At 66.5% G+C, this 23,677-nt stretch carries 15 protein-coding genes and 1 riboswitch; of the genes, 2 read left to right on the forward strand and 13 right to left on the reverse strand.

Annotated features, from left to right (window positions below):
- Positions 1 to 120: 120 nt before the first annotated feature.
- The 6 genes from HEP75_RS15365 to HEP75_RS15390 form a co-directional block, all read right to left on the reverse strand.
- The gene (locus HEP75_RS15365; RefSeq protein WP_185824107.1) at positions 121 to 399 is read right to left on the reverse strand and encodes a hypothetical protein; all 279 of its coding nucleotides are present in this window, start codon (positions 397 to 399) and stop codon (positions 121 to 123) included.
- Positions 396 to 1,358 (reverse strand): RHS repeat-associated core domain-containing protein, encoded by a 963-nt coding sequence (locus HEP75_RS15370; RefSeq protein WP_185824108.1) that lies wholly within the window; start codon positions 1,356 to 1,358, stop codon positions 396 to 398. Before HEP75_RS15370 ends, HEP75_RS15365 begins: the two co-directional genes overlap by 4 nt.
- 12 nt (positions 1,359 to 1,370) lie before the next feature.
- Positions 1,371 to 6,917, reverse strand: a complete 5,547-nt coding sequence (locus tag HEP75_RS15375) for an RHS repeat protein (RefSeq protein WP_185824109.1) — start codon at positions 6,915 to 6,917, stop codon at positions 1,371 to 1,373.
- A 492-nt stretch (positions 6,918 to 7,409) separates the two neighbouring features.
- The gene (locus tag HEP75_RS15380) at positions 7,410 to 7,940 is read right to left on the reverse strand and encodes a GNAT family N-acetyltransferase (protein ID WP_185824110.1); all 531 of its coding nucleotides are present in this window, start codon (positions 7,938 to 7,940) and stop codon (positions 7,410 to 7,412) included.
- Between the two features lie 4 nt (positions 7,941 to 7,944).
- Positions 7,945 to 8,358: a hypothetical protein gene (locus HEP75_RS15385; RefSeq protein ID WP_185813546.1), complete on the reverse strand. Its 414-nt coding sequence runs from the start codon at positions 8,356 to 8,358 to the stop codon at positions 7,945 to 7,947.
- 52 nt (positions 8,359 to 8,410) lie between these two features.
- A complete protein-coding gene (locus HEP75_RS15390) occupies positions 8,411 to 9,661 on the reverse strand; it encodes a multidrug effflux MFS transporter (RefSeq protein WP_185824111.1) in 1,251 nt (416 codons plus the stop codon).
- 359 nt (positions 9,662 to 10,020) lie between these two features.
- Positions 10,021 to 10,128, forward strand: a riboswitch (glycine riboswitch).
- A gap of 101 nt (positions 10,129 to 10,229) precedes the next feature.
- On the opposite strand from HEP75_RS15390, the gene gcvP reads away from it, so the two are divergent.
- Positions 10,230 to 13,154 (forward strand): aminomethyl-transferring glycine dehydrogenase, encoded by a 2,925-nt coding sequence (gene gcvP, locus HEP75_RS15395; RefSeq protein WP_185824112.1) that lies wholly within the window; start codon positions 10,230 to 10,232, stop codon positions 13,152 to 13,154.
- A gap of 138 nt (positions 13,155 to 13,292) precedes the next feature.
- Here the strand turns inward: gcvP and HEP75_RS15400 are convergent, their stop codons facing one another.
- The gene (locus tag HEP75_RS15400) at positions 13,293 to 14,012 is read right to left on the reverse strand and encodes a hypothetical protein (RefSeq protein ID WP_185824113.1); all 720 of its coding nucleotides are present in this window, start codon (positions 14,010 to 14,012) and stop codon (positions 13,293 to 13,295) included.
- A gap of 81 nt (positions 14,013 to 14,093) precedes the next feature.
- On the reverse strand, positions 14,094 to 15,569 hold the full coding sequence (locus tag HEP75_RS15405; RefSeq protein WP_221899273.1) for a GGDEF domain-containing protein: 1,476 nt from the start codon (positions 15,567 to 15,569) through the stop codon (positions 14,094 to 14,096).
- Positions 15,570 to 16,044: 475 nt separating this feature from the next.
- Here HEP75_RS15405 and HEP75_RS15410 point away from each other — a divergent pair, with 475 nt between their 5' ends.
- Complete coding sequence (locus HEP75_RS15410; RefSeq protein WP_185824115.1) at positions 16,045 to 18,147, forward strand: catalase; 2,103 nt, start codon at positions 16,045 to 16,047, stop codon at positions 18,145 to 18,147.
- A 974-nt stretch (positions 18,148 to 19,121) separates the two neighbouring features.
- On the opposite strand, the gene HEP75_RS15415 is transcribed toward HEP75_RS15410, so the two are convergent.
- From HEP75_RS15415 to HEP75_RS15435, 5 genes are all read right to left on the reverse strand, one after another.
- Positions 19,122 to 19,820 (reverse strand): glycosyltransferase family 2 protein, encoded by a 699-nt coding sequence (locus HEP75_RS15415; RefSeq protein WP_185824116.1) that lies wholly within the window; start codon positions 19,818 to 19,820, stop codon positions 19,122 to 19,124.
- Entirely contained in the window at positions 19,817 to 20,413 is a 597-nt protein-coding gene (locus tag HEP75_RS15420) for a class I SAM-dependent methyltransferase (RefSeq protein ID WP_185824117.1), read from the reverse strand. Before HEP75_RS15420 ends, HEP75_RS15415 begins: the two co-directional genes overlap by 4 nt.
- A complete protein-coding gene (locus HEP75_RS15425; RefSeq protein WP_185813554.1) occupies positions 20,410 to 21,171 on the reverse strand; it encodes a PIG-L family deacetylase in 762 nt (253 codons plus the stop codon). Before HEP75_RS15425 ends, HEP75_RS15420 begins: the two co-directional genes overlap by 4 nt.
- Positions 21,159 to 22,139 carry an acyl-CoA dehydrogenase gene (locus tag HEP75_RS15430; RefSeq protein ID WP_255423872.1) on the reverse strand — a complete coding sequence of 327 codons (981 nt, stop codon included), beginning with the start codon at positions 22,137 to 22,139 and terminating at the stop codon, positions 21,159 to 21,161. Before HEP75_RS15430 ends, HEP75_RS15425 begins: the two co-directional genes overlap by 13 nt.
- Before the next feature lie 222 nt (positions 22,140 to 22,361).
- Positions 22,362 to 23,525: a zinc-dependent alcohol dehydrogenase gene (locus HEP75_RS15435; RefSeq protein WP_185824118.1), complete on the reverse strand. Its 1,164-nt coding sequence runs from the start codon at positions 23,523 to 23,525 to the stop codon at positions 22,362 to 22,364.
- Positions 23,526 to 23,677: the final 152 nt, after the last annotated feature.

Here is a 23,677-nt window from a genome sequence, read left to right on the forward strand (position 1 = left end):
TTTAGCTCTTTTCCCTTTAGCTTTTTCAACAACATTAGGCCCACCCATCGGCAACGCGAACCCAAAATAACCACTGAATAAGTGAAGCTGCCCCCGTCACCAGAAATTCAATTACCTCTATCAGACGCGTTCTTTCCAGTCAAAATCTCCGATAGAAAACTCAAACATTGCCTGACGCTTTGCATCATCTAAGCTGATATGCCATGTGTCAGAAATGCACTGCCCATTTTCATCCATTCTTAACAAGAAAAACCCGCCATCTTCCTCCACAATATTCAGGGACACGGGATTGGGAAGCTCCTTCAAGCATTCATCACGTGAGTCAACCCAGTGAAAGTGCCGAACGTTCCCGGATTCTGGGATATTTTTATAATCTATTATTGCACTCATTTTTTTCACGGCGTCACTCCTAGATGTAGGTTTTCGACAACCTTACCAGCTTCATTCAAAGCCTCAAAGTGTACATGAGATCCTATAGTCCCATGTGCTCCAACGAGATCGCTAGTAGTCATGCGAAACTGTCGCAACCCATCTGCAGACCGATAAACACCTGGCGCAACCTCAGTATAACCCTTACCAAGCCACTTTGCCCCTGAATTCAAAGCAACAGAGGCATCAACAACACCGTGGCTTCCAATATTCCCCAGTCCTTTTAGCGAATTCGCTGCCGGCCCCAGTCTCAACGCGAAGAAACCTACGGACGCCAAATGAACTCCACCCCCACCCGGGGAATCCATCAACGGGTAAAAGATATCATGCGCTAACGCTCTTACATCAAAAATGTTGCCATTCTTCGTCAAATCGCCCTGCAACCCAAGCCGACCCTTAAAATCGTTCCATCGACTATTTGAAGATGAGGGCGTTGATTCCGAATTTCTTGAATCACTAGGCGATGCTTCCGGAATATTGCCAACGGTCCAGCCCATCTCTCCGTGTGCTAAGTGGCACGTTGTATCTTGCCCGCAAGCTTCTCGCCCATCCGGATCAATGAACTTATATGGATTATTGCTAGCGTACCAATATCGATTAAACGCTCCTGCCGAGTTGCTATCGGCCTTCACCGGATCCGCAGATAGTAGTCTTCCGATCTGGGGATCATAGTAGCGCTGCTGCATATACGTCAGCCCAGTCACTGCGTCCATGACGTGGCCCGTATAGCCGGGCCCATCCGTCAGCGGGCGATTCAACAGGCTACCGTACGGCTCGTACTCGCTACGCTCCACCACATTGCCACTGGCGTCAGTCACCGCGACTGGCGTTCCCAGTGCATCGGTATGGTAGTAGACGACGGTCTGCGCATGCGCCGTCGTCACCAGGGACAGGGACAGCAGCAGCGTAAGGATGACTGTGCGCTTCATGGCATTCCCCCCTTATTGCCCAACGGCCGTGACGTCGGCCGACCACGCAGAGCACCCGTTGTTGTTGCAGGCGCAGACCTTGAACTTCGCCGACAGGTTCGGCGCGCCGCTCACGGTACTGGCCGTCATCCGGTTGGGGCCGTTGTAGACGATCGGACCATTGAGCATGTAGCTGGTCGCACCCGTCGAGGCGCCCCAACTGGCGCTGTAGCGTGTCTGGCTCGTGCTGGGCGTGGTGTAGTAGGCCTTGAGCCCTGTTGGCACCGGCGGCGGCAATGCCACCACCACCGTTCCTGTACCGGACGTGCCACTGCACCCCGAGCCGTTGCATGCACGGACGCGGTAGATGTAGCTGCCATCACCCTTGCCGGAGATTCCAGCACTGGTCCCGCCACCGTTGTAGACCTGGCTCCAACTGCTGCCGCCGTTACTGCTCTCTTCCAGCTGGTAGCTGGAGGCCGTCGCCACCGCCGACCAACTGACGGAGTAGCTGCCGGTGTTGCTGCTGCTGGGCACGGAGAGGCTGGGGGTGGACGGCGGCAACAACACGGTAGTCGTCGCGGTCGACGAATAGGAACTACATCCGGAGCCGTTGCAGGCGCGTACGCGGTAGGCATAGTTGCCGTTGCCCTTACCCGAGATCCCAGCGCTGGTCCCGCTTCCGTTGTAGACCTGACTCCAATTGCTGCCGCCGTCGCCGCTCTCGTCCAACTGGTAGCTGGAGGCGGTCGCCACACCCGACCAGCTCACGGAATAGCTGCCGTTGGTGCTGCTACTGGGCACGGAGAGGCTGGGCGTGGATGGAGGCAACAACACGGTGGTCGTCGCGGTCGCCGAATAGGCGCCGCAGCCAGAGCCGTTGCACGCGCGTACGCGGTAGGCATAGCTGCCGTTGCCTTTGCCGGAAATTGCGGCGCTGGTCCCACCGGCGTTGTAAATCTGCGACCAACTGCTGCCGCCATTGCCGCTTTCTTCCAACTGGTAGCTCGACGCGGTGGCGACGCCGGACCAGCTCACCGAGTAGCTACCGTTGGCACTGCTGGCGGGCGACGACAGGTTCGGTGCGGCTGATGGAGGCAACGCCACGGTCGTCGTCGCAGTCGCCGAGTAAGCGCTACACCCGCTGTTGTTGCACGCCCGCACTCGATAGGCATAGGCCCCGTTACCCTTGCCGCTGATCGCGGTATTGGTACCGCTGGCGTTGTAGATCTGCGACCAGCTGCTGCCGCCGTTACCGCTTTCGTCCAGTTGGTAGCTGGTGGCGGACGCCACTGCAGCCCAGCTCACCGAGTAGCTGCCGGTGGCGTTGCTCGCAGGAACGGACAAGCTCGGTGCGCTTGCAGGAGGCAGCTGGACCACAGTGGTCCCCACGTTCGAGTACGCACTGCAGCCACCCGCGTTGCAGGCGCGAACACGATAAGTGTAGGTTCCGCTGCCTTTGCCACTGATCACCTTGGTGGTGTCGTTGGCGCTGTAGATCTGCGACCAGGACGTGCCACCATTGCTGCTTTCCTCCAGCGGGTAGCTGGTGCTAGCGGCAACGCTCGTCCAGGAGACGGTGTAATTGCCGGTGCTGCTGGCAGACGGCGTACTCAGCGCAGGCGCGGACGATGGTGCTGGGGGCGGCGGCAGGACCGTGGTGGTAGTGGAAACACCGGCGACCAAGCTCCCCGCCATGTACACGTACGCCATGGCCTTGCCCTGGCGCAGGTCGTCCGCATACAGCAGTTGCCCGTCGCGGTTGTAGAAACTGCGCTTGCCGCCGGTGGTGTAATCCAGCACCCGGCGCCCCGCTCCGTCGTATGCGTAGCTGGCCTTGCCGGCAACGCTGCGCAACCGGTTGCCATAGTCGAACTGGTACAACTCGCCATTCTTGTTGGACAGGTTGCCCTGTACGTCGTAGGCCAGGCCGATGACGGTCGACCCTCCCGCGCCCTGGGTGACATTGCTCAGGCGATTGTTCGCATCGTAAACGTAGCTCTGGTCGCGTCCGTGCACTCGGACGCTGGCCAGATTGTCGAGCACGTCGTAGGAATAGCGCGCGACATTGTCGCCACCGAACATCACCGACTCCGCAGTGATCAAGCGGTCCAGGCCGTCGTAGGTCATGGTGCGGGTCTGTCGCGTCGTCGCATAGTCGGTGACCGAAGCGACATTGGCATTCGCGTCGTAGGCATAGGCCATGTCCAACGGGCCGCCGCCGCCGACATCGCTGCTGCGCGCAGGCAGCTGCCGCGCGTTCTGCGCCATCGTGTGAGCGATGCCGTTGCCGTAAGTGAATTGCTTGACCGCGCCGTTGGGGTAGTAACTGATGCCCGTGGCGTATGTGCCTGCCTGGGTAGGTTGGCCCAAGGCATTGGGCGCGTAATCCACGCTCAGGCCGGGCGATGTCTGCACGGCCAGATGGCCATTGGCGTTGTAGCCGTAGCCGGCGGACCAATCGACGTCGCCCCATTGCAGCCGCTCGCTGCTCGGCAGGCGCCGCTTGTTGTAACCATAGGTGGTGGTGACTGCATTGCCCGAGGCGTCGTTGGCGACCATCGAGGCGACCAGGCCGTCCGGCAGATAGGTATAGGTGGTATCGCCGTTGCCGTCGGGGAAGGTGAGCGTCTTGACCCGGTTGCGCGCGTCGTAGGTGCGGGCGGCTTTGCGGGCGGCGATCGGCGCTGCCGTGCCGCTGGCATCGCAGGCAGTCGAAGCGTCCAGACCGGCCGCCGACCAAGCAAGGTTGCCGGCGCCATCGTAGGCGGACAGGGTCGCGCCGGTTTCAGGCTCGACGCTGCGGCACAGTTGCTGGTAGCCGTCGTAGGCGAAGCCACGCGTCACCGCGATACTGCCGTCCGCATTGCGGCGTGTCAGCGACAACGGCTTGCCATACGCGTCGCGCGCGATGTCCATGTAGGCGCCTTCGGGAAGGCTCAAGCTCACGGGCCAGTCCGAGCTCGGCTGGTCGAAGGCCATGTAACCGGTGATGGTGCTCTGGTTCCTGGGATTGGTGGTCTGGGTCAGGAAACCGGACAGGTATTGGGTGGTGGTCGTCAGCAGACCCAGCTCGCTGTCCTGGGAAACCGATGTGGTCCGGCCCAGAGCGTCGTACTCGGTCCAGGTACCCGTGCCCAGTTGGTCGGAGGCACCCGGATAGGAGGCGAACAGCACACGTCCAGCGTGATCGTACTGATAGCGATTGAAGCGTTGCGTGGCGGAGACGTTGGCCGTGTCCTGCTCCTGGACCAGCAAAGGACGCCACAGTCCATCGAAGTAGGTGATCTTCCTGCTGTTCCCAGTCGCGATTGTTTGCCGCCAGTGCCCGGAGCCGATGCCGAACTCGGCCGCATCGACGCGTTCGAACGACAGCGTGGTCGGCGCCCAAGCCACTGTATCGCCCGTGGGATAGGCGATGCCGCTGATGCGCCCCATCGCGTCGTACGTATAGGACGTCGTATAGCCATTCTCGTCGGTCACCGAGTCGATCAAGCCGCGATTGCTGACCACGGCCGAGTCGCTGGTTCCGTCCGCGTAGGCGATGTTCTGCGGCAGGCCGAGCTTCCATCCGCCCAGCGTGGTGGTATTGCTGTTGCCATCGGTCACCGACGCAACCGTGCCATCGGCGTTGTAGCCGATGGACTGGATCAGCTTCCCGAAGCGGCTGATCTGCGTGGCCAAGGCGGTCGCAGCGTCGTAGCTGGTGCTCGACATGACCTCTGTCGCACCCGGCGCCGTCTTGGTCACCGAGGCCACCTGTCCAAGCACCCACTTGCCTAGATTGTCGCTGTAGGCGGTGGCCTCGGTCCGGGAATTGCCTAGCGTACTGGAACGGGTGACGCTAGTCGGACGCGCAAACACGTCGTAGGCATTCACCAGCGACTGGAAAGACACGCCCTGCTGCGTAATCGTGGTGCGCTTCAGCGGACGCAGCCCAGATGTCGAGATGTCGTCGTTGTTGCCCATATTGTCGGAGCCGACAAGATTCGGGAACGGCATGGCAGCGACATCCGCGGTGGCGACATACTCGTTTTCGCTCGTGCTCAGGATCGTCACGACATCGCCCGAGCTGCTACTGGTCACGGTCCCGGTCTCCGCCCCAAGATCCACGCCTTCGTTGAGCTGGTACCACGCGCCGAACTTGTAGCGTTTGAAGTCGTTTTCCGGACCGCGCACCTCGGTCTGCATCGACTTGCTGCAGGTCAGTTCGGGATTGGGAAGATCCGTGCGGGCGCAGGTTTCCTCGAACGCCAACGCCCGTGCACCGATGCCATAGGTATAGGTCCACTGCATCGACGGCAGGCCGGGCCCGGCGATGGACTTGCTGACCAAGGTCAGTGCATCCGAGAAGTTCGGGATGGTCAGATATTGATAAGTTGTACTAGCTCCTGCTGCATCCATGAAACTATTGCACTGCTTGGGAATGTTGTGGCGGAAGTGCCGCTTCACCGAGAACGCGTAGGTTGCGGTCGCATTACTCGGCAAGGTCACCGCATAGGTGAAATCTCCGGACGAAGGTTCCGGAAGCGGACACCGAGGAGTGCCTGTGTACAGGGGCAACGAAGGGCTAGGAAGGATCTCCATGTTGCCGGTCTGGTCATAGCGCGACTGCGCGTTGTCCGGCTGGGTGACGGTCAGCGACTTGTCGCCGTAGGCATATGTCCAGGTTCCCACGCTGGATTCGACCGAGGTGATATTGCCGCCGGAGGTGCCGGTCACGCTGATGTAGCGGCCGTCACTGGCGTCGATCCGCGACAATTGGTCGCCGTTGTAGGTGTAGGTCACCCAGTTGCCGAAACGGTCCTCGATGCGCGTCGCCAGGAAGAAGACCGCCAGGCGGTTCATCGACGCGCTGGCGGAATAGTTGCCCATGCGCTTGGAGATGCTTGGGTGCGCCTTGCTGACCACCCAATCGAAATAATACTTGTCGCCCTCCGGCGACAACGCCACAAACCCTTCGCCCGGATATCCGTTCTTGGTGCTGGCCAGACAGGAGATGCGCCAGAAGTTCTTGGTGATCCATGGATAGCTGGTGCCGTTGCTTGGCGCCGGCAGCTGACTGGCGGGCTCGTCCAGCATCGCCTGGTCGCCAGAGCCAGGAATGTGCATCCAGTTTCCCGACCAGTAGTCCGAGGCGGTCAAGGTGTAGTTCGGCGGCTGGGCAGGCTGGCTGCAGCGGCTGTTCGGGCTGGATCCGTACACCTGCCAACCATTCGTACTGAAGACACCTTTGAGATAGGGCACATCGAGCGATCCACCGACGCCGAACCCGCCCAATTTCCCGCTGCGTCCCGCGCCCTCGTCCTCGACGACATGCGACCGTTGCAGCCGGACGGGAAGCTTGCTGTTGCCGGGAATGTCGATGTCGGTCCAGTTGAACTCCACCGCACCATTCTTCAGGCTCACCTGCTCGCCGAAGGAATCGACGCTCAGCCGCCCGATATCCTGCGATTGTTTGATGCGCTCGATGTATTTCTGATCGAACCTCAACTCCTGCGCATCGGCAAGCGTTGCGAACGCCATCGCCAGCAGGGCCACACCTGCGCGCAGACGAAGAAACGTAGCGGACGTATCCATGTGTGTTCTCGAGATCGATCAACGACCAATAGATGGCCATGCCTCGCCCGCGGTATGGAGTGCATCCATCTACCGCAGGAGTGACTGGATTCAATGCATAAGTTTGCAGCGCCGATCGATAGATCGAACGCAGCGACAATCTGCGACGATTTACGTCGCTGGTATCCGTTGATATGAAACAGCGCCCACCGTTGCGGCAAGCACGACAGCACTCGAATGACGATCCATGTTTCCCCTGATTTCGACACTTTGCACGGATGCGCTTCAGTTCAAGGCGCACCTGAGTACAAGCCCATCGCAAACGGCACAGCCACCAATGCAGCAGCATTGCGCCGCCAATCACCCGCATCACAACTGTGATAGAGCGCACTTGAGCCTGTCAAGAGGAATTTTTGACGCCTGCTCGTCAGCGGCTACGCAATGTGTGTAACGAATGGACAGGCCAGGAAATTTCCTAAAGACGGCGTGGACGCATCGGCAGCAGCCAACGACTCAATCGTCAGCCAGCCGCGCCCAACGCTCATGGTCGCGCCACACCCCGCCGATGCGCAGGTAGCGCGGCGAGTAGCCTTCGTGGCGGAAACCTGCACGTTTGACCAGCGCCAGCGAGCGCGAGTTATCCGGCTGGATATTGGCCTCCACGCGATGCAGGCCCAGTTCGGAAAACGCGTAAGCCACGCACAGCCGCAACGCATGCGTCATCAGCCCACGGCCTTCGCAGCCGGCCATCGCGTGGTAACCCAGATAGGCGCTCTGGAAACAGCCGCCGACCACCTGGCTGAAGGTGAACAGGCCGGCGACCTCGCCGCTGTCGCGCGCGCGCGCCAGCAGCGCGACGTTGCTGCCATCCAGGGTCTGCGCGTACCAGGCGTTGAAGCCGGGCACGTCGGTGAACGGATACGTCCACGGATGATGCAGGGCGGTGCTGGCGCGGTGCGCCTGGATCAGCGCCAGGCCGTCGCGGCGCCGTACCCGCGCCAGCGACACGGCGGCGTCCGCGGCCTGGCTGGCGCTCTGGCCCATGCCTTCAGCCCGGCAACGCCGCGCCGGCGCCGCGCTGCATGACCTGCGCGTGGCGGTCCTTGAACTCGTCGAAGCTCAGCCCCTGCGCCTGCGCATCGGCGTGCGCGGCGTCCTTCAGCGCATCCGAATACACCAGCCGCACCGGCGTGCCGGCGCGCTCGTGCAGCTCCGCGGCCTGCATGATCAGCGACAGCACCTGCGCCGCGCTCTCGCTCTGCCCGGCGATGCGCCCGTCCATGCCCAGCACCCATTCGCCGTCGCGGCGCACGATGCCGGCCAGCAGCGTGCGCTGCTGGTCGCGCAGCTCGGCATGCGGTTCGATCGCGGTGGCCGCGGCGGCGGCGGCCTCGCTGCGGTGGCGCAGGCGCTCGGCAAGCTTCTTGCGCACGTCGCGGCGCTGCTTGGACTGGATGGACATGCGGTTTCCTCAACGATGACCCGGCGACGATAGCCCAACCGCGCCGCCGGCGTCACACCGGATCGGCCGGCTCCAGCTGCGGCACCTGGCTGCCGGGCCGCGGCAGGCGCTTGCCGCTGCGCCGTTCCCAGCGCCAGAAGCCCCAGCCGATCAGGAAGAACGCGCCCGAGCCCAGCGCCAGGTGCATCGGCCGGCCGCTGAGCAGCGGCGACAGCACCCCGGCCACCACGGTGTTGAGCATCAGCTGGGTGAAGGCCTGCAGCGACGAGGCCAGCCCGCGCTGGCGCGGGTACATGTCCAGCACCGCCAGTGCCAGGATCGGGAAGATCAGCGCCATGCCCAGGCCGGCCACGAAGATCGGCAGCACCGCCCACGGCAGCGCGATCTGCGGCGCGATCGCGGTATAGGCGATATTGCCGACCATCGACACGCCGCAGCAGATGAAGCCGATGCGCACCTGCCGCATCGGCCCGATGCGCCCGGCCATGCGCCCGGACAGGAACGAGCCCAGGGTCATGCCGCCGATGGTGGGAATGAACAACCAGGCGAAATCGCGCTCGGTGCGGTGCAGCAGGTCGATCATGAACACCGGCGCCGAAGCGATGTACAGGAACACGCCGGCGAAGTTGAACGCGCCAGCGGCGGCCAGGCGCTGGAAGCGCGCATTGAACGCGATGGCGATGTAGTCGCGCAGCAGCGTGCGCGGCGCCAGCGGCGTGCGCGCCTCCAACGGATGCGTCTCCGGCATCCAGCGCAGCGTGGCGACCAGCAACAGCAGCGAGAACCCGACCAGGAACCAGAAGATCGTCGGCCAGCCGGCACCGGTGGCCAGGATCCAGCCGCCGATGATCGGCGCGATCGCCGGGGCGATGCCGAAGATCATCGACACCTGGCTCATCAGCCGCTGCGCGTCGTGGCCCTGGTACAGGTCGCGGATCACCGCACGGCCGACGATCATGCCCACCCCGGCGGAGACGCCCTGCAGCGCGCGGAACGCCAGCAGCGTGCTCAGGTCGCGCGACAGCGCGCAGCCGGCCGAGGCCAGCACGAACACCACCAGCCCGCCGACGATCACCCGCTTGCGGCCCCAGGCGTCGGACAGCGGCCCGTGCGCCAGGCCCATCAGCGCGTAGGCCAGCAGGTACACGCTGACCGTCTGCTGGATCGCCACCGGATCGACGCGCAGGCGCTGCGCCAGCTGCGGGAACGCCGGGAAGATGGTGTCGATCGAGAACGGGCCGAACATCGCCAGCCCGGCCAGCAGCAATGCCAGGCGGCGGGTCGAGATCGTCGGGAGCGTCATGCGCAGGATCCTGGAAAGCCGGCCGCACGCAGCCCGGGCGGGCGAACACGCGACGACACCGTCCAAGGGACGGAACGATGGGAAAAGGAATGCCGCCATGATAAACCCTGGCCGATGCCGCGTTAAGCGCCGACCGCGCAGGGCATATCGATGCGACCGGGATGGCCTCCACATGAAGCCGCGGCAGCAGGCCGCTACGGTTCAGCAAGCCGGCGCGAGGGCCGGCGCAGCCATGCCCGAGCCGGCCCCGTGGGCGCCGCCAGCCACGCTATAATCGCCGGGCAGCATGGTGGGAGAAGCGGGGCGACCCGCTGCCGAAGGCGCAAACGCCCGTAATCGCTCAGGCCCGATACCACCCGCACCAAGACTCTGGAGAGACCGGTCCAACCCGGCGCCGAAGGGGCACGAAGCGCAGCGCAATACGCCGCCGCTTCCAAACTCTCAGGCAAAAGGACAGAGGGGCAGTGGGAAGACATGTGGCTTCCCGTCGGTCGTGTCCGCAACTGCGGCCGACGGCGGCATCCGTGCGTCCTCCGCCCTTCGTGCCCTCCTCTGCCGGACGACCGCCATGTCTAACACCCCCTCGCTGCGCGACCTCGAACACCACTCGGCCTTCGTCGAACGCCACATCGGCCCGAACGACGCCGAGATCGCGCACATGCTGCGCACCGTCGGCCACGACTCGCTGGAGGCGCTGACCGACGCCATCGTGCCGGGCAAGATCAAGTCGCCGCTGCCGCTGGCGCTGCCCGAGGCGATCACCGAAGAGGAAGCGCTGGCCAAGATCGGCGCCATCGCCGACAAGAACCAGGTGCTGCGCAGCTTCATCGGCCAGGGCTATTACGGCACCCATACGCCGAAGGTGATCCTGCGCAACATCCTCGAGAACCCGGCCTGGTACACCGCCTATACGCCGTACCAGGCGGAGATCTCGCAGGGCCGCATGGAAGCGCTGATCAACTTCCAGACCATGTGCGCGGACCTGACCGGCATGGAGATCGCCAATGCCTCGCTGCTGGACGAGGCCACCGCCGCGGCCGAGGCGATGACCCTGGCCAAGCGCTCGGCCAAGTCCAAGTCCGACACCTTCTTCGTGCACGACGCGGTGCATCCGCAGACCCTGGAACTGCTGCGCACCCGCGCCGAGCCGCTGGGCATCGTGCTGCGCGTGGGCACGCCGGAAGAAGCGCTGCAGGCCGAGTGCTTCGGCGTGCTGCTGCAGTACCCCGACAGCTTCGGCCATATCGGCGATCACAAGGCGCTGGCCGACGCGGTGCACGCGCAAGGCGGCCTGGTCGCGGTGGCCACCGACCTGCTCGCGCTGACCCTGATCGCCGCGCCCGGCGAATGGGGCGCGGACATCGTGGTCGGCAACTCGCAGCGCTTCGGCGTGCCGTTCGGCTTCGGCGGCCCGCACGCCGCGTTCATGGCCTGCCGCGACGCCTACAAGCGCTCGATGCCGGGGCGCCTGATCGGCGTGTCGATCGATGCCGCCGGCAACCCCGCCTACCGCCTCACCCTGCAGACCCGCGAGCAGCACATCCGCCGCGAGAAGGCCACCTCCAACATCTGCACCGCGCAGGTGCTGCTGGCGGTGATGGCCTCGATGTACGCGGTCTACCACGGCCCAGACGGCCTGACCCGCATCGCGCGGCGCACCCACCGCCTGGCCGCGATCCTAGCCGCAGCGCTGCGCAGCGCCGGCGTCGACGTCGGCGAGCGCTTCTTCGACACCCTGCACGTCAAGGCGATCGACGCCGAGGCGATCCACGCCAAGGCGCGCACGGCCGGCATCAACCTGCGCGCGATCGACAGCGAGGCGCTGGGCATCAGCCTGGACGAGACCAGCACCCGCGCCGACGTGGTCGCGCTGGCGCAGCTGTTCGGCGCGAGCGCCGATGTCGATGCGCTCGATGCGGCCACTACCGACGCATTGCCGCAAGACCTCAAGCGCAGCAGCGCGTTCCTGCAGCACCCGGTGTTCAACACCCACCACAGCGAGCACGAACTGCTGCGCTACATGCGCGCACTAGCCGACAAGGACCTGGCGATGGATCGCACCATGATCCCGCTGGGCAGCTGCACGATGAAGCTCAACGCCACCGCCGAGATGATCCCGGTGACCTGGCCGCAGTTCGGCGCGATCCATCCGCTGGCGCCGGCCGAGCAATCCACCGGCTATGCGCAGCTGATCGGCGAACTGGAAGCGATGCTGGTCGAATGCACCGGCTACGACGCGGTGAGCCTGCAGCCCAACTCCGGCGCGCAGGGCGAATACGCCGGTCTGCTGGCGATCCGCGCCTACCACCGTGCGCGCGGCGAGGCGCATCGCGACATCTGCCTGATCCCCGAATCGGCGCACGGCACCAACCCGGCCTCGGCGCAGATGTGCGGCATGAAGGTCGTGGTCACCAAGTGCGACGCCAACGGCAACGTCGATGTCGACGACATCCGCGCCCAGGCCGAGAAATACAGCGAGCGCCTGGCCGCGCTGATGATCACCTACCCGTCCACCCACGGCGTGTTCGAGGAAGACGTGGTGGCGATCTGCGAAGCGGTGCATGCGCACGGCGGCCAGGTCTACACCGACGGCGCCAACATGAACGCCCTGGTCGGCGTGGCCAAGCCCGGCAAGTGGGGCTCGGACGTGTCGCACCTGAACCTGCACAAGACCTTCTGCATCCCGCACGGCGGCGGCGGCCCGGGCGTCGGTCCGTGCGCGGTGAAATCGCATCTGGCGCCCTACCTGCCGCGGACACTGCCCCGTGCCGGCATCCATGCCGGCGAAAATCAAAAAGCCGCCATCCATGGCGGCGGATTCAACTCTGGCGAAGGCGACGTCGGCATGGTCAGCGCGGCCAGCTTCGGCAGCGCCTCGATCCTGCCGATCAGCTGGATGTACATCACCATGATGGGCAACGCCGGCCTGCGCAAGGCGACCCAGGTCGCGCTGCTCAACGCCAACTACATCGCCAAGCGCCTGGCCCCGCATTACAAGACCCTGTACACCGGCCGCAACGGTTTGGTCGCGCACGAGTGCATCCTCGACGTGCGCCCGCTGGAGAAGACCACCGGCATCGGCGCCGAGGACGTGGCCAAGCGCCTGATCGACTTCGGCTTCCACGCGCCGACGCTGAGCTTCCCGGTCGCCGGCACGTTGATGGTCGAGCCGACCGAGAGCGAATCGCTGCACGAGTTGGACCGCTTCATCGACGCGATGATCCAGATCCGCGAAGAGATCCGCGCGATCGAGGACGGCCGCCTGGACCGCGAGGACAACCCGCTCAAGCACGCTCCGCACACCGCCGCGCAGGTCACCGCCGGCGAGTGGACCCACGCCTATCCGCGCGAGCTGGCCGCGTTCCCGCTGCCCACGCTCAAGCAGGCCAAGTATTGGCCGCCGGTGGCGCGGGTGGACAACGTCTACGGCGACAAGCACGTGATGTGCGCGTGCATCCCGGTGGATGCGTACAAGGACGACGTGGTGGCGTAACGCTCCGCGATCGCAGACGCACGCCAGAACCAGCCGCGGATTCCGCGGCTGGTTTTCTTTTGCCGCACGCTGCGCAAATTCGTTCGAGTGCGCCGCGTCCGGCGCACGCCTAGACCACTCGAGACGCTGCGCTCAGTTTCACTCCACGCCGGGATCGAACTCCAGGCCGTCGCCGATCTGCTCGATGCAGCGCAGCGGCTGCTTGGGCAGCTGGCGCCACTGCGTGCGCAGCGCGCTGTCCTCGATGCTGCCGTCACTCACCTTGGCCTTGCCGGTCAGGTAGTTCGCGCTGATATCGTGGACTTCGCCGCTGCCGCGATTCGTGCCGTGCACGTCGTAGCCGATCAGCTGGAAACAGCCCTGCCCATAGCGGAACCGGAACGTGGTCTGGGAGGTGCTCCAACTGCCAGCGCTGGAAAACTGGTTCAGGTTGACCGAAAACGTGCCGCGCGCGATGGCCGGTTCGCCGCCTTCGAGGTAATCGTCCATGTTCGGCGAGTCCGGGCGCGGGATCAGCGCGTGATCGCGCAGCGCCAGCCGGTAACCATCGCCCTCGGCGAAGGCCACCGCGAGCATGCGCGGATTGGTGTCGAAGCGATCCGGGCCGAAGCCGGTGTTGTCCAGCACATTGCGCGGATCGGCCATCTTCAGCACCAACAGCAGATCCTCACGGCCATCGCCGTTCAGATCGCCGCGGCGTTCGACCTCCAGCTTCCAGCCGCTCGGCACGAACGCGGTAGCATCGGAGCCCTGCGCGGGCAACTGCGGATAGACCACTGCAGGCGGATCCAGCGCTTGCGCGGCGCCGGCGACGGCCAGCAACAGGGGGAACCACGGCCAGGCGGAGGTGCGCGTCATAGCGGATCGAGCGTGCAGGAAGGAACCGCGATGGTGGCACGATTCGGCGGCGCTCTCGCGCAGCGTTTTTGCCGCGTGCGCTCAGCCCGGCGCGGCGACGCCCTGCATCTCCGCCGCCGCGTCCTGCGCATGCGCGCAGCAGTTGCGGCCGTTGCGCTTGGCGCGGTACAGCGCGGCGTCGGCGTGGTGCAGCAGATCGATCGCCGCCTCGGCGCTGGCCGGATGGGTGGCGATGCCGATGCTGACCGTGACCACGCCCAGCGGACTGGCCGGGTGCGGAATCTGCCGCTGCTCGATCGTCGCCAGCAGGCGCCGCGCGATCACATGCGCGGCATCGGCCACGGTGTCCGGCAGCACCACCGCGAATTCTTCGCCGCCGTAGCGCGCCACCGTGGCGGTGTGCGCGGGCAAGGCCTCGGCCAGTGCGGTGGCCACCTCCACCAGACAGGCATCGCCGACCACGTGGCCATGGCTGTCGTTGAACTGCTTGAAGAAGTCGATGTCGATCATCAGCAGCGAACAGTCCAGGCCGCCGTCCAGGTCGCGCAGCCGCGCCGCCAGGCCGACCCGGTTGGCGATGCCGGTCAGCGGATCGCGCGCCACCTGCTGCTGCAGGCGGCGCGTGCCCAGGCGGCTCAGCCGCTGGATTTCCAGGTGCTCGCTGTGCAGGAACGCCACGTGCACGCCGTACACCGCCACCGCCGCGGTGGCCGCGGCCATGCCCCAGAAGAAGCTCACCCGCGACACGCTGATCGCCAGCAACAGCACCGCCAGCGAAAACACGATCGGCGCGAACGCGGCGATCAGTTCCGCGCTGCGCATGCTTGGCCGCGCGTGGCGCAGCCAGCGCCCCCGCGGCAGCGAGGCAACCAGCACCAGCGCCATGCCGGGCAGATCGATCAGCAGCCCACCCCACCACGGCAGCCCGGCCAATTCGATGCGGTTGTACAGCGCCGTCACTGCCGCGTTGGCCCACAGGTAGGCGCTGGCGCTGAGATAGAAGTGGCGGCGGCTGCAGCCGCCGGCGCCGAGCAGGCGCAGCGTGGCCATCGACGCGAGCAGCAGACCCATCGCATCGGCGTGATTGATGATCAGGCTGACGTCGGGTTCGGAGAACCCGTTGCTGGACGACAGCGCCAGGTCGATCAGCAGGAACAGCAGGCCGGCACCGACCAGCGCCAGCAGCGCGTCCAGCGCCACCACCAATCGCGGCTGCGGCCGGTTGAACGAGCGCGCGATCAGGAACAGCGCCGGCACCATCGACGAGCCGGAAAACATCACGCCCAGCACTTGCAGCGTCGGACCGTACTGCGGCACCAGCAGCGCCAGCAGGTTGCAGCCGGTCCACAGCATCTGCACCCCGACCACGCCACCCAGCAGCCGCCACGGCCAGCGGTCCACCGCCGGCGCGCGGCGCAGCCGGCGCAACACGGCCAGCACCGCCATCGCCTGCACCGCCAGTCCGCACCACTGCGCCGCAGGCGCAGCGCTGCCGCCCGCCTGCGCGGCCAGCGCATGGGCGAGCAACAACCCGATGACGACGATGGGCAAGAACACGTTCGGTCTCCGTCGCACGCCATGCTGCGTTGCATCGGCCGCTGCCGCTGCGCCGTCCCCGCGCTCGCGGCCCCTGAAAGGAGCGGCGCGCAACGCACTATCGGCCGCGCGGCGCCGTCCTGTAGCGCCAGCTTAGCGGCAATGCCGCACCGTTCGGCGCTTGCGGCGTCCCGACGGGCAGCGGCAGCGGGCACGCCCGCGGTTCGCCGCAGCCGCCTCGGGCGACGCCAGGCCGTGGCGCGACGCATTGGAACTCAGCGATACACGTCGCTCGCACGTCCGCGCTTTGTGCGAACTGCAACACATGCCGCAGCAGCGTCCTCACGCCATGCTCGGACAGGTTGCACGGATCGTTCACGGCTGCCGGCACAGCATCGGTCGGACCCCTAACACCCCCTCTCTCCCGCACATTCCGCAGCCATTGCAGCGCGAATCCCTTCTGCCGTAACCGCCTCATCCCCCGGAGCGCTCATCCATGGCCAGCCCTCGCAAGCCCAGCAAATCCAGCACGCCCGTCGATACCAGCGCCGTCGCCGACCAGCGCGGTCGCGGCGACGAACTGCATCAGCACGCCGGCGGCACGCATCCGCCGCTGACCACCAACCAGGGCATTCCGATCGCCGACAACCAGAACTCGCTGCGCGCCACGCCGCGCGGACCGACGTTGCTGGAAGATTTCATCCTGCGCGAGAAGATCACCCACTTCGACCACGAACGCATCCCCGAGCGCATCGTGCACGCGCGCGGCAGCGCCGCGCACGGCTATTTCGAGCTGACCGCGTCGCTGGACACCTACACCACCGCCAAGATCCTCACCGAGGTCGGGGTGAAGACACCGGTGTTCACCCGCTTTTCCACCGTCGCCGGCGGCGCCGGGTCGGTGGACACGCCGCGCGACGTGCGCGGTTTCGCGGTCAAGTTCTACACCAAGGAAGGCAACTGGGACCTGGTCGGCAACAACATCCCGGTGTTCTTCATCCAGGACGCGATCAAGTTCCCGGACCTGATCCACGCGGTGAAGATGGAGCCGGACCGCGGCTTCCCGCAGGCGGCCAGCGCGCACGACACGTTCTGGGATTTCATTTCGCTGACCCCCGAATCGCTGCACATGATCATGTGGGCGATGAGCGACCGCACCATTCCGCGCTCGCTGCGCATGATCGAAGGCTTCGGCATCCACAGCTTCCGCCTGCTCGACCGCAACGGCAACAGCACCTTCGTCAAGTTCCACTGGCGGCCCAAGCTCGGCCTGCAATCCACGGTGTGGGACGAGGCGGTGAAGCTGGCCGGCGCCGATCCGGACTTCCATCGCCGCGATCTGTTCGAAGCGATCCAGCAAGGCGATTTCCCGGAATGGGAGCTGGGCGTGCAGCTGTTCACCGAGGAAGAGGCCGACAAGTTCCCCTTCGACCATCTGGATTCGACCAAACTGATTCCCGAGGAACTGGTGCCGCTGAAGATCGTCGGACGCATGGTGCTTGACCGCTGGCCGGACAACTTCTTCGCCGAGACCGAGCAGGTGGCGTATTGCCCGGCCAACATCGCCCCCGGCATCGACTTCTCCAACGACCCGCTGCTGCAGGGCCGCCTGTTCTCCTACCTGGATACCCAGCTCAGCCGGCTGGGCGGGCCGAACTTCCACCAGATCCCGATCAACGCGCCGAAGTGCCCGTTCGCCAACATGCAGCGCGACGGGCACATGCAGATGGGCGTGCCCAAGGGCCGCGTCGCCTACGAACCCAGCTCGCTGCAGGACGACACCCCGCGCGAAAGCGCGCGCGGCTTCCCCAGCCACGCCACGCCCAGCGAGGACGGCGCCAAGGGCCGCGTGCGCGCCGAGAGCTTCGCCGACCACTACAGCCAGGCGCGCATGTTTTTCCGCAGCCAGAGCAAGCCGGAGCAGGCGCACGTCGCCTCGGCGCTGGTGTTCGAGCTGTCGAAGGTGGAGACCGCGCATGTGCGTGAGGCAGTGGTCGGGCACCTGCGCCACGTCGATCAGGCGCTGGCGCAGCGCGTGGCCGACGGCCTGGGCATGGACGCGTTGCCGCCGGCGCCACCGGCCGCGGTCGCGCCGCAGGACATGCCGCCGTCGCCGGCGCTGCAACTGATCGGCAAGATGAAGCACACCCTGCAGGGCCGCGCGATCGGCATCCTGGTCCACGACGGCTCCGACGCGGCGACGGTGAAGGCCTTGCAGAAGGCGGCGCGCGACGCCGGCGCCACGGTCAAGATCGTGGCGCCGAAGCTCGGTGGCGCCACGCTCAGCGACGGCAAGAAGCTGGCCGCGGACGGGCAACTGGCCGGCACCCCGTCGTTCGTGTTCGACGCGGTGGCGGTGGTGCTGTCGGCCGAGGCCGGCAAGCAGCTGAGCAAGGAGTCGGCCGCGGTCGATTTCGTCAGCAACGCCTTCGCGCACCTGAAGGCGATCGCCGCCGATGCCGGGGCGCAGCCGCTGCTGAAGGCCGGCAACGTGGTCAAGGACGCCGGCGTGCTCGATGCCGGCAACGCCAAGGGCTTCATCGAGGCCGCCAAGACCCGCCAGTGGGACCGCGAACCGAAGCTGCGCATGCTCGCCTGAGCCTGCGTCGCTGGCGTCAGCCTTGCCCCGACCGCGCCATGCCTTCGCATGGCGCGGTTTTCGTTTGCGGTGGGGCGGCGGGCCTGGGGTGCAGCGCTGGTTTTTCCGGTGGGACATAGCACCGTTCTCGATCGGGCCCGCGCGGCGGCGCCCGATCGGTGTCATGGCCGCGGAGGTGGTCCAACACGGCTCCCCCAGAGCCGCCGAACGGCGTTCCCGACCTCCGGAATCGGGACGGATGCGGGCGCCGGAAATTGCCCTGTCTAATTTTTCGCCAGGTCTCTTGACAGTCTTGTGGCACGTGGCCGCGACGGGCTTATCCACACCCTTATGCAGAAGTCATCCACACCCCCTGTGGACAACGGCGCGCTCACCGGCGCAGCGGAAGCCATGGGGCAAGTGATTGAAAAAAAAAAGAAACTACTTTGCGCCTATTGACAAACGCGGATCCACGGCCGGGCCGGCTGCTGTCTCGCAACAAATCCGAGACAAAACTTATCCCGAGGCCTGTCCGCTGCGGGCACCGTTCTGCGTTCCTGGCTGAATGCGCGTTGCCCTGGCGGTGGTGGCGCGCTGTGCAGGCCGTTGGTGGTCGCCGTCATGAGACGGACATGGGAGTGGCTCTGGCGCTCGGTAGCTGTTCTGACTATGCATCCCCCGGCTGTTCCCTTCTCCCCTCGGGAGAAGGTGCCCCGCAGGGGCGGATGAGGGTACGGGCGTAGCCTCGTGCACCCACACTCCGCGAGTCGCTTCGCGCCGTACCCTCACCCCAACCCCTCTCCCGGGGGGAGAGGGGCTACGGCCGCTCCCTTCTCCCCTCGGGAGAAGGTGGCCCGAAGGGCCGGATGAGGGTACGGGCGCAGCCTCATGCACCCAAACTCCGCGAGACGCTTCGCGCCGGACCCTCACCCCAACCCCTCTCTCCCACGGGACTTCCTTCGGTCGCCGACGGGAGAGGGGCTATGCACCTCGGCTCAAGCCAGCACGTCGCCACCCGGCGTGGGCAGCAGCGATTCGGCCAGGCTGCGCTCCATCTGCTTCAGGTAGTCGCTGAAGCCGCCGCGTGCCCGCGCCACGCGTCTGGCGCTGGTGACCACCACCGGCTGCGCGCGGCGCGCGATCCGCGCCTGTACGCGCACCATCGCCTCGACCAGGGCCACGTCCTCGTGCGCGGCCAGCGGCAGGAAGCCGCCGCAGCGCCGGTACAGGTCGGCGCTGAGGCCCAGGTTGGCACCATGCACGTGCGGGTGATCGTCGCGGCGGCATTCGCCGGCGCGGTAGACGTCGCGCAGCGCACTGCCGTAGTCGTCCCAGTCGCCGACCGTGACGATGCCGCAGAACGCGTCGCTGGCGCAGTCCAGCTGCGCCGACAGCCAGTTCGCCGGCACCACCGAGTCGGCGTCGGTACACGCCAGCCAGCGGGCGCCCGCGGCCAGCGCGGCTTCGGCCGCCGCAGCCCGCGCGCTGCCGACATTGCCGGACTGCAGCACGATGGCCTGCGCGCCGTGCGCGGCCACGATGCCCGCGGTGCCGTCGCTGCAGCGGTCCAGGGCGACGAACACCTGCACCGGCTCGCCGCGCAGGCCGGTGCATTGCGCCGCCAGCGCCACCGAGCGCAGGCAGGCGCCGATCAGCAGTTCCTCGTCGTGCGCCGGAATCAGCACCGCGATCACCGCAGCCGCTCCGCGGCCGCGACCGAATACGGCGTGGCGCCCCAGGCTTCGAGCAGCACGTCGTCGTCTTCGTAGCGCAGCAGGCGCGGCAGCTGCAGGGTCTGCGCCAGGCAGGCGTGCACCGCGCGTCCGTCCATGCACGCCTGCGCAAACGGATGCAGCCAGTGGCAGGCGACCAGCACGCCCTGTTCGGTCAGCGACGCACGCAGGCGCTGGATGCAGTCCTGCAGCAGCGGCAACGGCAGGTAATAGCCGACCTCGCTGAACACGATCAGATCGAAACGGCCCGGCGGCCAGCTGCGCGGATGCTCGGCCTGCTGCACGTGCACGTGCGCGGAGTGCGCATTGCGTTGCGCGGCCAGGACCACCGCGCGCTCGGACAGGTCGGTGGCCAGCAGCGCGTCGCAGCGCGGTGCCAGCGCCGCCGTCAGCTCGCCGTTGGAGCAACCCAGTTCCCAGGCGCGTTCGAAACGTGCGCGCGGCAGGCTGGCCAGCAACAGGTCGCGCTTGCGCGCTTCGTACCACCGTTCGCGATAGCCGAACGGATCGTCGTCGCGGTAGATGTCGCCGAAATACTGCTGCACCGCGCTCATGCGACAAAGACCTCGAAGCGGCGCGCGAAACGTTCCAGCACCTGCGGCGGCAGGATCGGCGCCGGCACCGCCGGTTGCGCGGTGCCCAGCTGCGAGGCGAAGCAGCGCAGCGCCTGTTGCTTGGCCTGCCAGTCGGCGTCGTCCAGCGCGTAGCGAACCGCGCCGGGCAGCGCCTGCTGCGGCGCGCCGGCGTCCATCCAGTGCCAGGCCCAGACCGGGAATTCGGCCATGCGCGCATCGCCGGCGGCGACAGCGCGCCGCACCGCGCGCGCGGTGGCTTCGTGGTCCGGATGACCGTCGTGGCACCACGTCGTCAGCACCAGATCGCCGGCATGCAAGTGCGCGTGGATCTGTTCGGCGACCACGAATTCGCGCTGACCGACCTGGCCGTCGGCGATGCGCAGGTGGCAGATCGCGGCGGCGTCCAGGCCCAGGCACTGCGCGGCGGCGGCCAGTTCGGCGCGGCGCACGTCGCGCAGGCGCTGCGGCGTCCAGTACGGGTCGTCCGGATAGCACGCCTCGCCATCGGTCACCGCGATCAGGCACACCGGCAGGCGCAGCCGCCGCGCACAGGCGACCGCGCCGCCGCAGCCCAGCGCTTCGTCGTCCGGATGCGGCGACACCACCACCAAGCGGCCAGCGCCGGCGAGCAGGTCTTCGATCCGGCGCTGCGGCAAGGCCGCCAGCCACGGCGAGCGCTGCCATGCCGACTCCGGCGTGCCGTCGCCGTGGATCTGCGCCGCGCTCACAGCCGCCATGGCTGCACCTGATCGGCCAGCGCCTGGCCCAGCGCCGCCCAATCGTGCTCGGCATGGCTCTGGCGCACGAACACGGCCAGGTCGGCGCAGCGCATGGCATGTTCGCGATCGCTGCACAGCGGCGCCGGGCCCAAGGCGCGGCCAACGCGATCCAGCACGTCGGTGGCGGCGCGTTCCACGAACGAACGCAGCCGGATCACCGCATGCTGGTGATCGTGTTCGGGCGCCGCATCGATCGCCGCGGCCAGTTCGCGCAGCAGCGCGCGCGCCGCGCCGAGCTGCTGGTCGATCGCGCCCAGGTGCATCGCCGCATGCGCATCGCGCTGCAGCTTGGGATGCGCACGTAGGCGCTCGGCCACTGCGGCCGCCGCGCCGAACCAACAGGCGGCGATGCCGGCGCCGCCATGCCAGAACCCCGGACGCGCCAGATACTGGCCCGGCGCACCGATCGCGCTGGCCGGCACGGCATCGAAGGTCACCGGCCCGCTGACCACGCGTGCCATGCCGATCGCCGCCCAGGCCTGCGTATCGATGGCGATGCCGGGCCGGCCCAGTTGCACCTGCACCAGTTGCTGGCGGTCCTGGTCGTGCGCGGTGAGCAGCGCGCAATCGACCATGCCGGCACCGGAGCACCAGGCCTTGCGGCCGTGCACTTCGCCACGCCCGGTGTCGCTGCGATAAGCCAGGCGCGCATCCGGCGCTTCGGCTGCCCACACCGCGAACAGTTGCCCGGGCGCGGGCGGTGCGGCGCCCAGCTCGGCCAGGATCGCCTGGGCGTCGTAATGCGCCTCCAGCACCTTGGCCAGGCACACGTCGGTCGCGGCGATTTCGGCCAGGATCCGCCAGCGATCCAAGGTGTTGCCAGCGCCGGGCAGCGGCAGCTGCGGATAGCGTTCGAGCACGCGCAAGGCGGCGCTGCGCAGATCGCAGGCATCGCCCAAGGCGGCAGGGGAAAGCAGGTCGGTCAAGGAAGTCTCTCAGGCAATTCGAAAAACGACACGGTCGATGGCGCGACGGATGCGCGGCATGCGATGCGGGGTGTGCCGCGATCACAACAGGCATGGCGCCCACGCAGCGTGTGCATGCCGCACGGCGACGTGCACATCGATAAAGAGTTCATGCACGGTGCCGGCCTCGGCCACCGTCGGCTGCATGCAGCGCGACGGCAGCGAGGCGACGATCGCGCCGGGTTACGGCGTCAGGATCACCTTGCGGCAGTCCTGTTCCTTCTTGTCGAAGATCGCGTAGCCGTCGGCGGCCTGCGCCAGGCTCATGCGATGGGTGATGATCTCGTTCGGCTTGAGCCGGCCTTCGCCGATATGCTCCAGCAGCTCCGGCAGGAAACGCTGCACGTGGGTCTGGCCCATCTTGAAGGTCAGGCCCTTGTCGAACGCGTCGCCGAACAGGAAGCCGTGGATGAAACCGGCATACACGCCGGGCACGCTCACGGTGCCGCCGCGGCGCGTGGCGGCGATGCACTGGCGCAACGCGGTGCCGCTGCTGCCTTCCAGCTTCAGCGTGGCCATCACCGTTTCCACGGTGCTGCCCTTGGCCTCGAAGCCGACCGCGTCGATGCTGGCATCCACGCCGCGGCCGTCGGTCTGGCCGACGATGATGTCGGCCGGATCGTCGATCTGTTCGAAATTGAGCGGAATCACGCCATAGGTCTTCTGCGCGAAATCCAGCCGGTACTGATAGCGGTCGACCATGAAGATGCGCTCGGCGCCGAGCATGCGGCAGCAGGCGGCGGTCATCAGCCCGACCGGGCCGGCGCCGAAGATCGCCACGGTGCTGCCCTGGCCGACGCCGGCGTTGAGCGCGGCCTGGTAGCCGGTGGGCAGGATGTCGGACAGGAACAGCACCTGCTCGTCGTGCAGCGCGTCCGGCACCACCAGCGGGCCGACGTTGGCCTTGGGCACGCGCACGTATTCGGCCTGGCCGCCGGCCACGCCGCCGTACAGGTGGCTGTAGCCGAACAGCGCCGCCGGCGGGCGGATGCCCTTCTGGTTGAGTGCGGCGCCCTTGCCGGTATTGGTGGTCTCGCAGGCGGCATATTCGGTCAGGCGACAGTGGAAGCACTCCCCGCAGGCGATCACGAACGGGATCACCACGCGGTCGCCCTTCTTCACCCGCGTCACCTCGGGGCCGACATCTTCCACCACGCCCATGAATTCGTGGCCGAGCACGTCGCCGCTGTGCATGTCGGGGATCTTGCCGCGATACAGGTGCAGGTCGGAGCCGCAGATCGCGGTGGCGGTGACCCGCAGCACGATGTCGTCGGCGTCGATCAGTACCGGATCGGGAACGGTTTCCACACGCACGTCCTTGGTGCCGTGATAGGTGAGAGCTTGCATCGGATGGTGTCCTCTTGCGACGTCGTGGACCGCAGTGTTGCCGCAGGCGACGTGCAACCGGGGTGACCATGCCGTGAGGCCAGCGTGGCGGGATCGGCGCAGCGCCATACGGCGCGGCGCTGAGGGCTACCATCGATTGCCGGGCGATCCGC

This window comes from Xanthomonas sp. SI (genome assembly GCF_014236855.1).
Lineage (GTDB): Bacteria > Pseudomonadota > Gammaproteobacteria > Xanthomonadales > Xanthomonadaceae > Xanthomonas_A.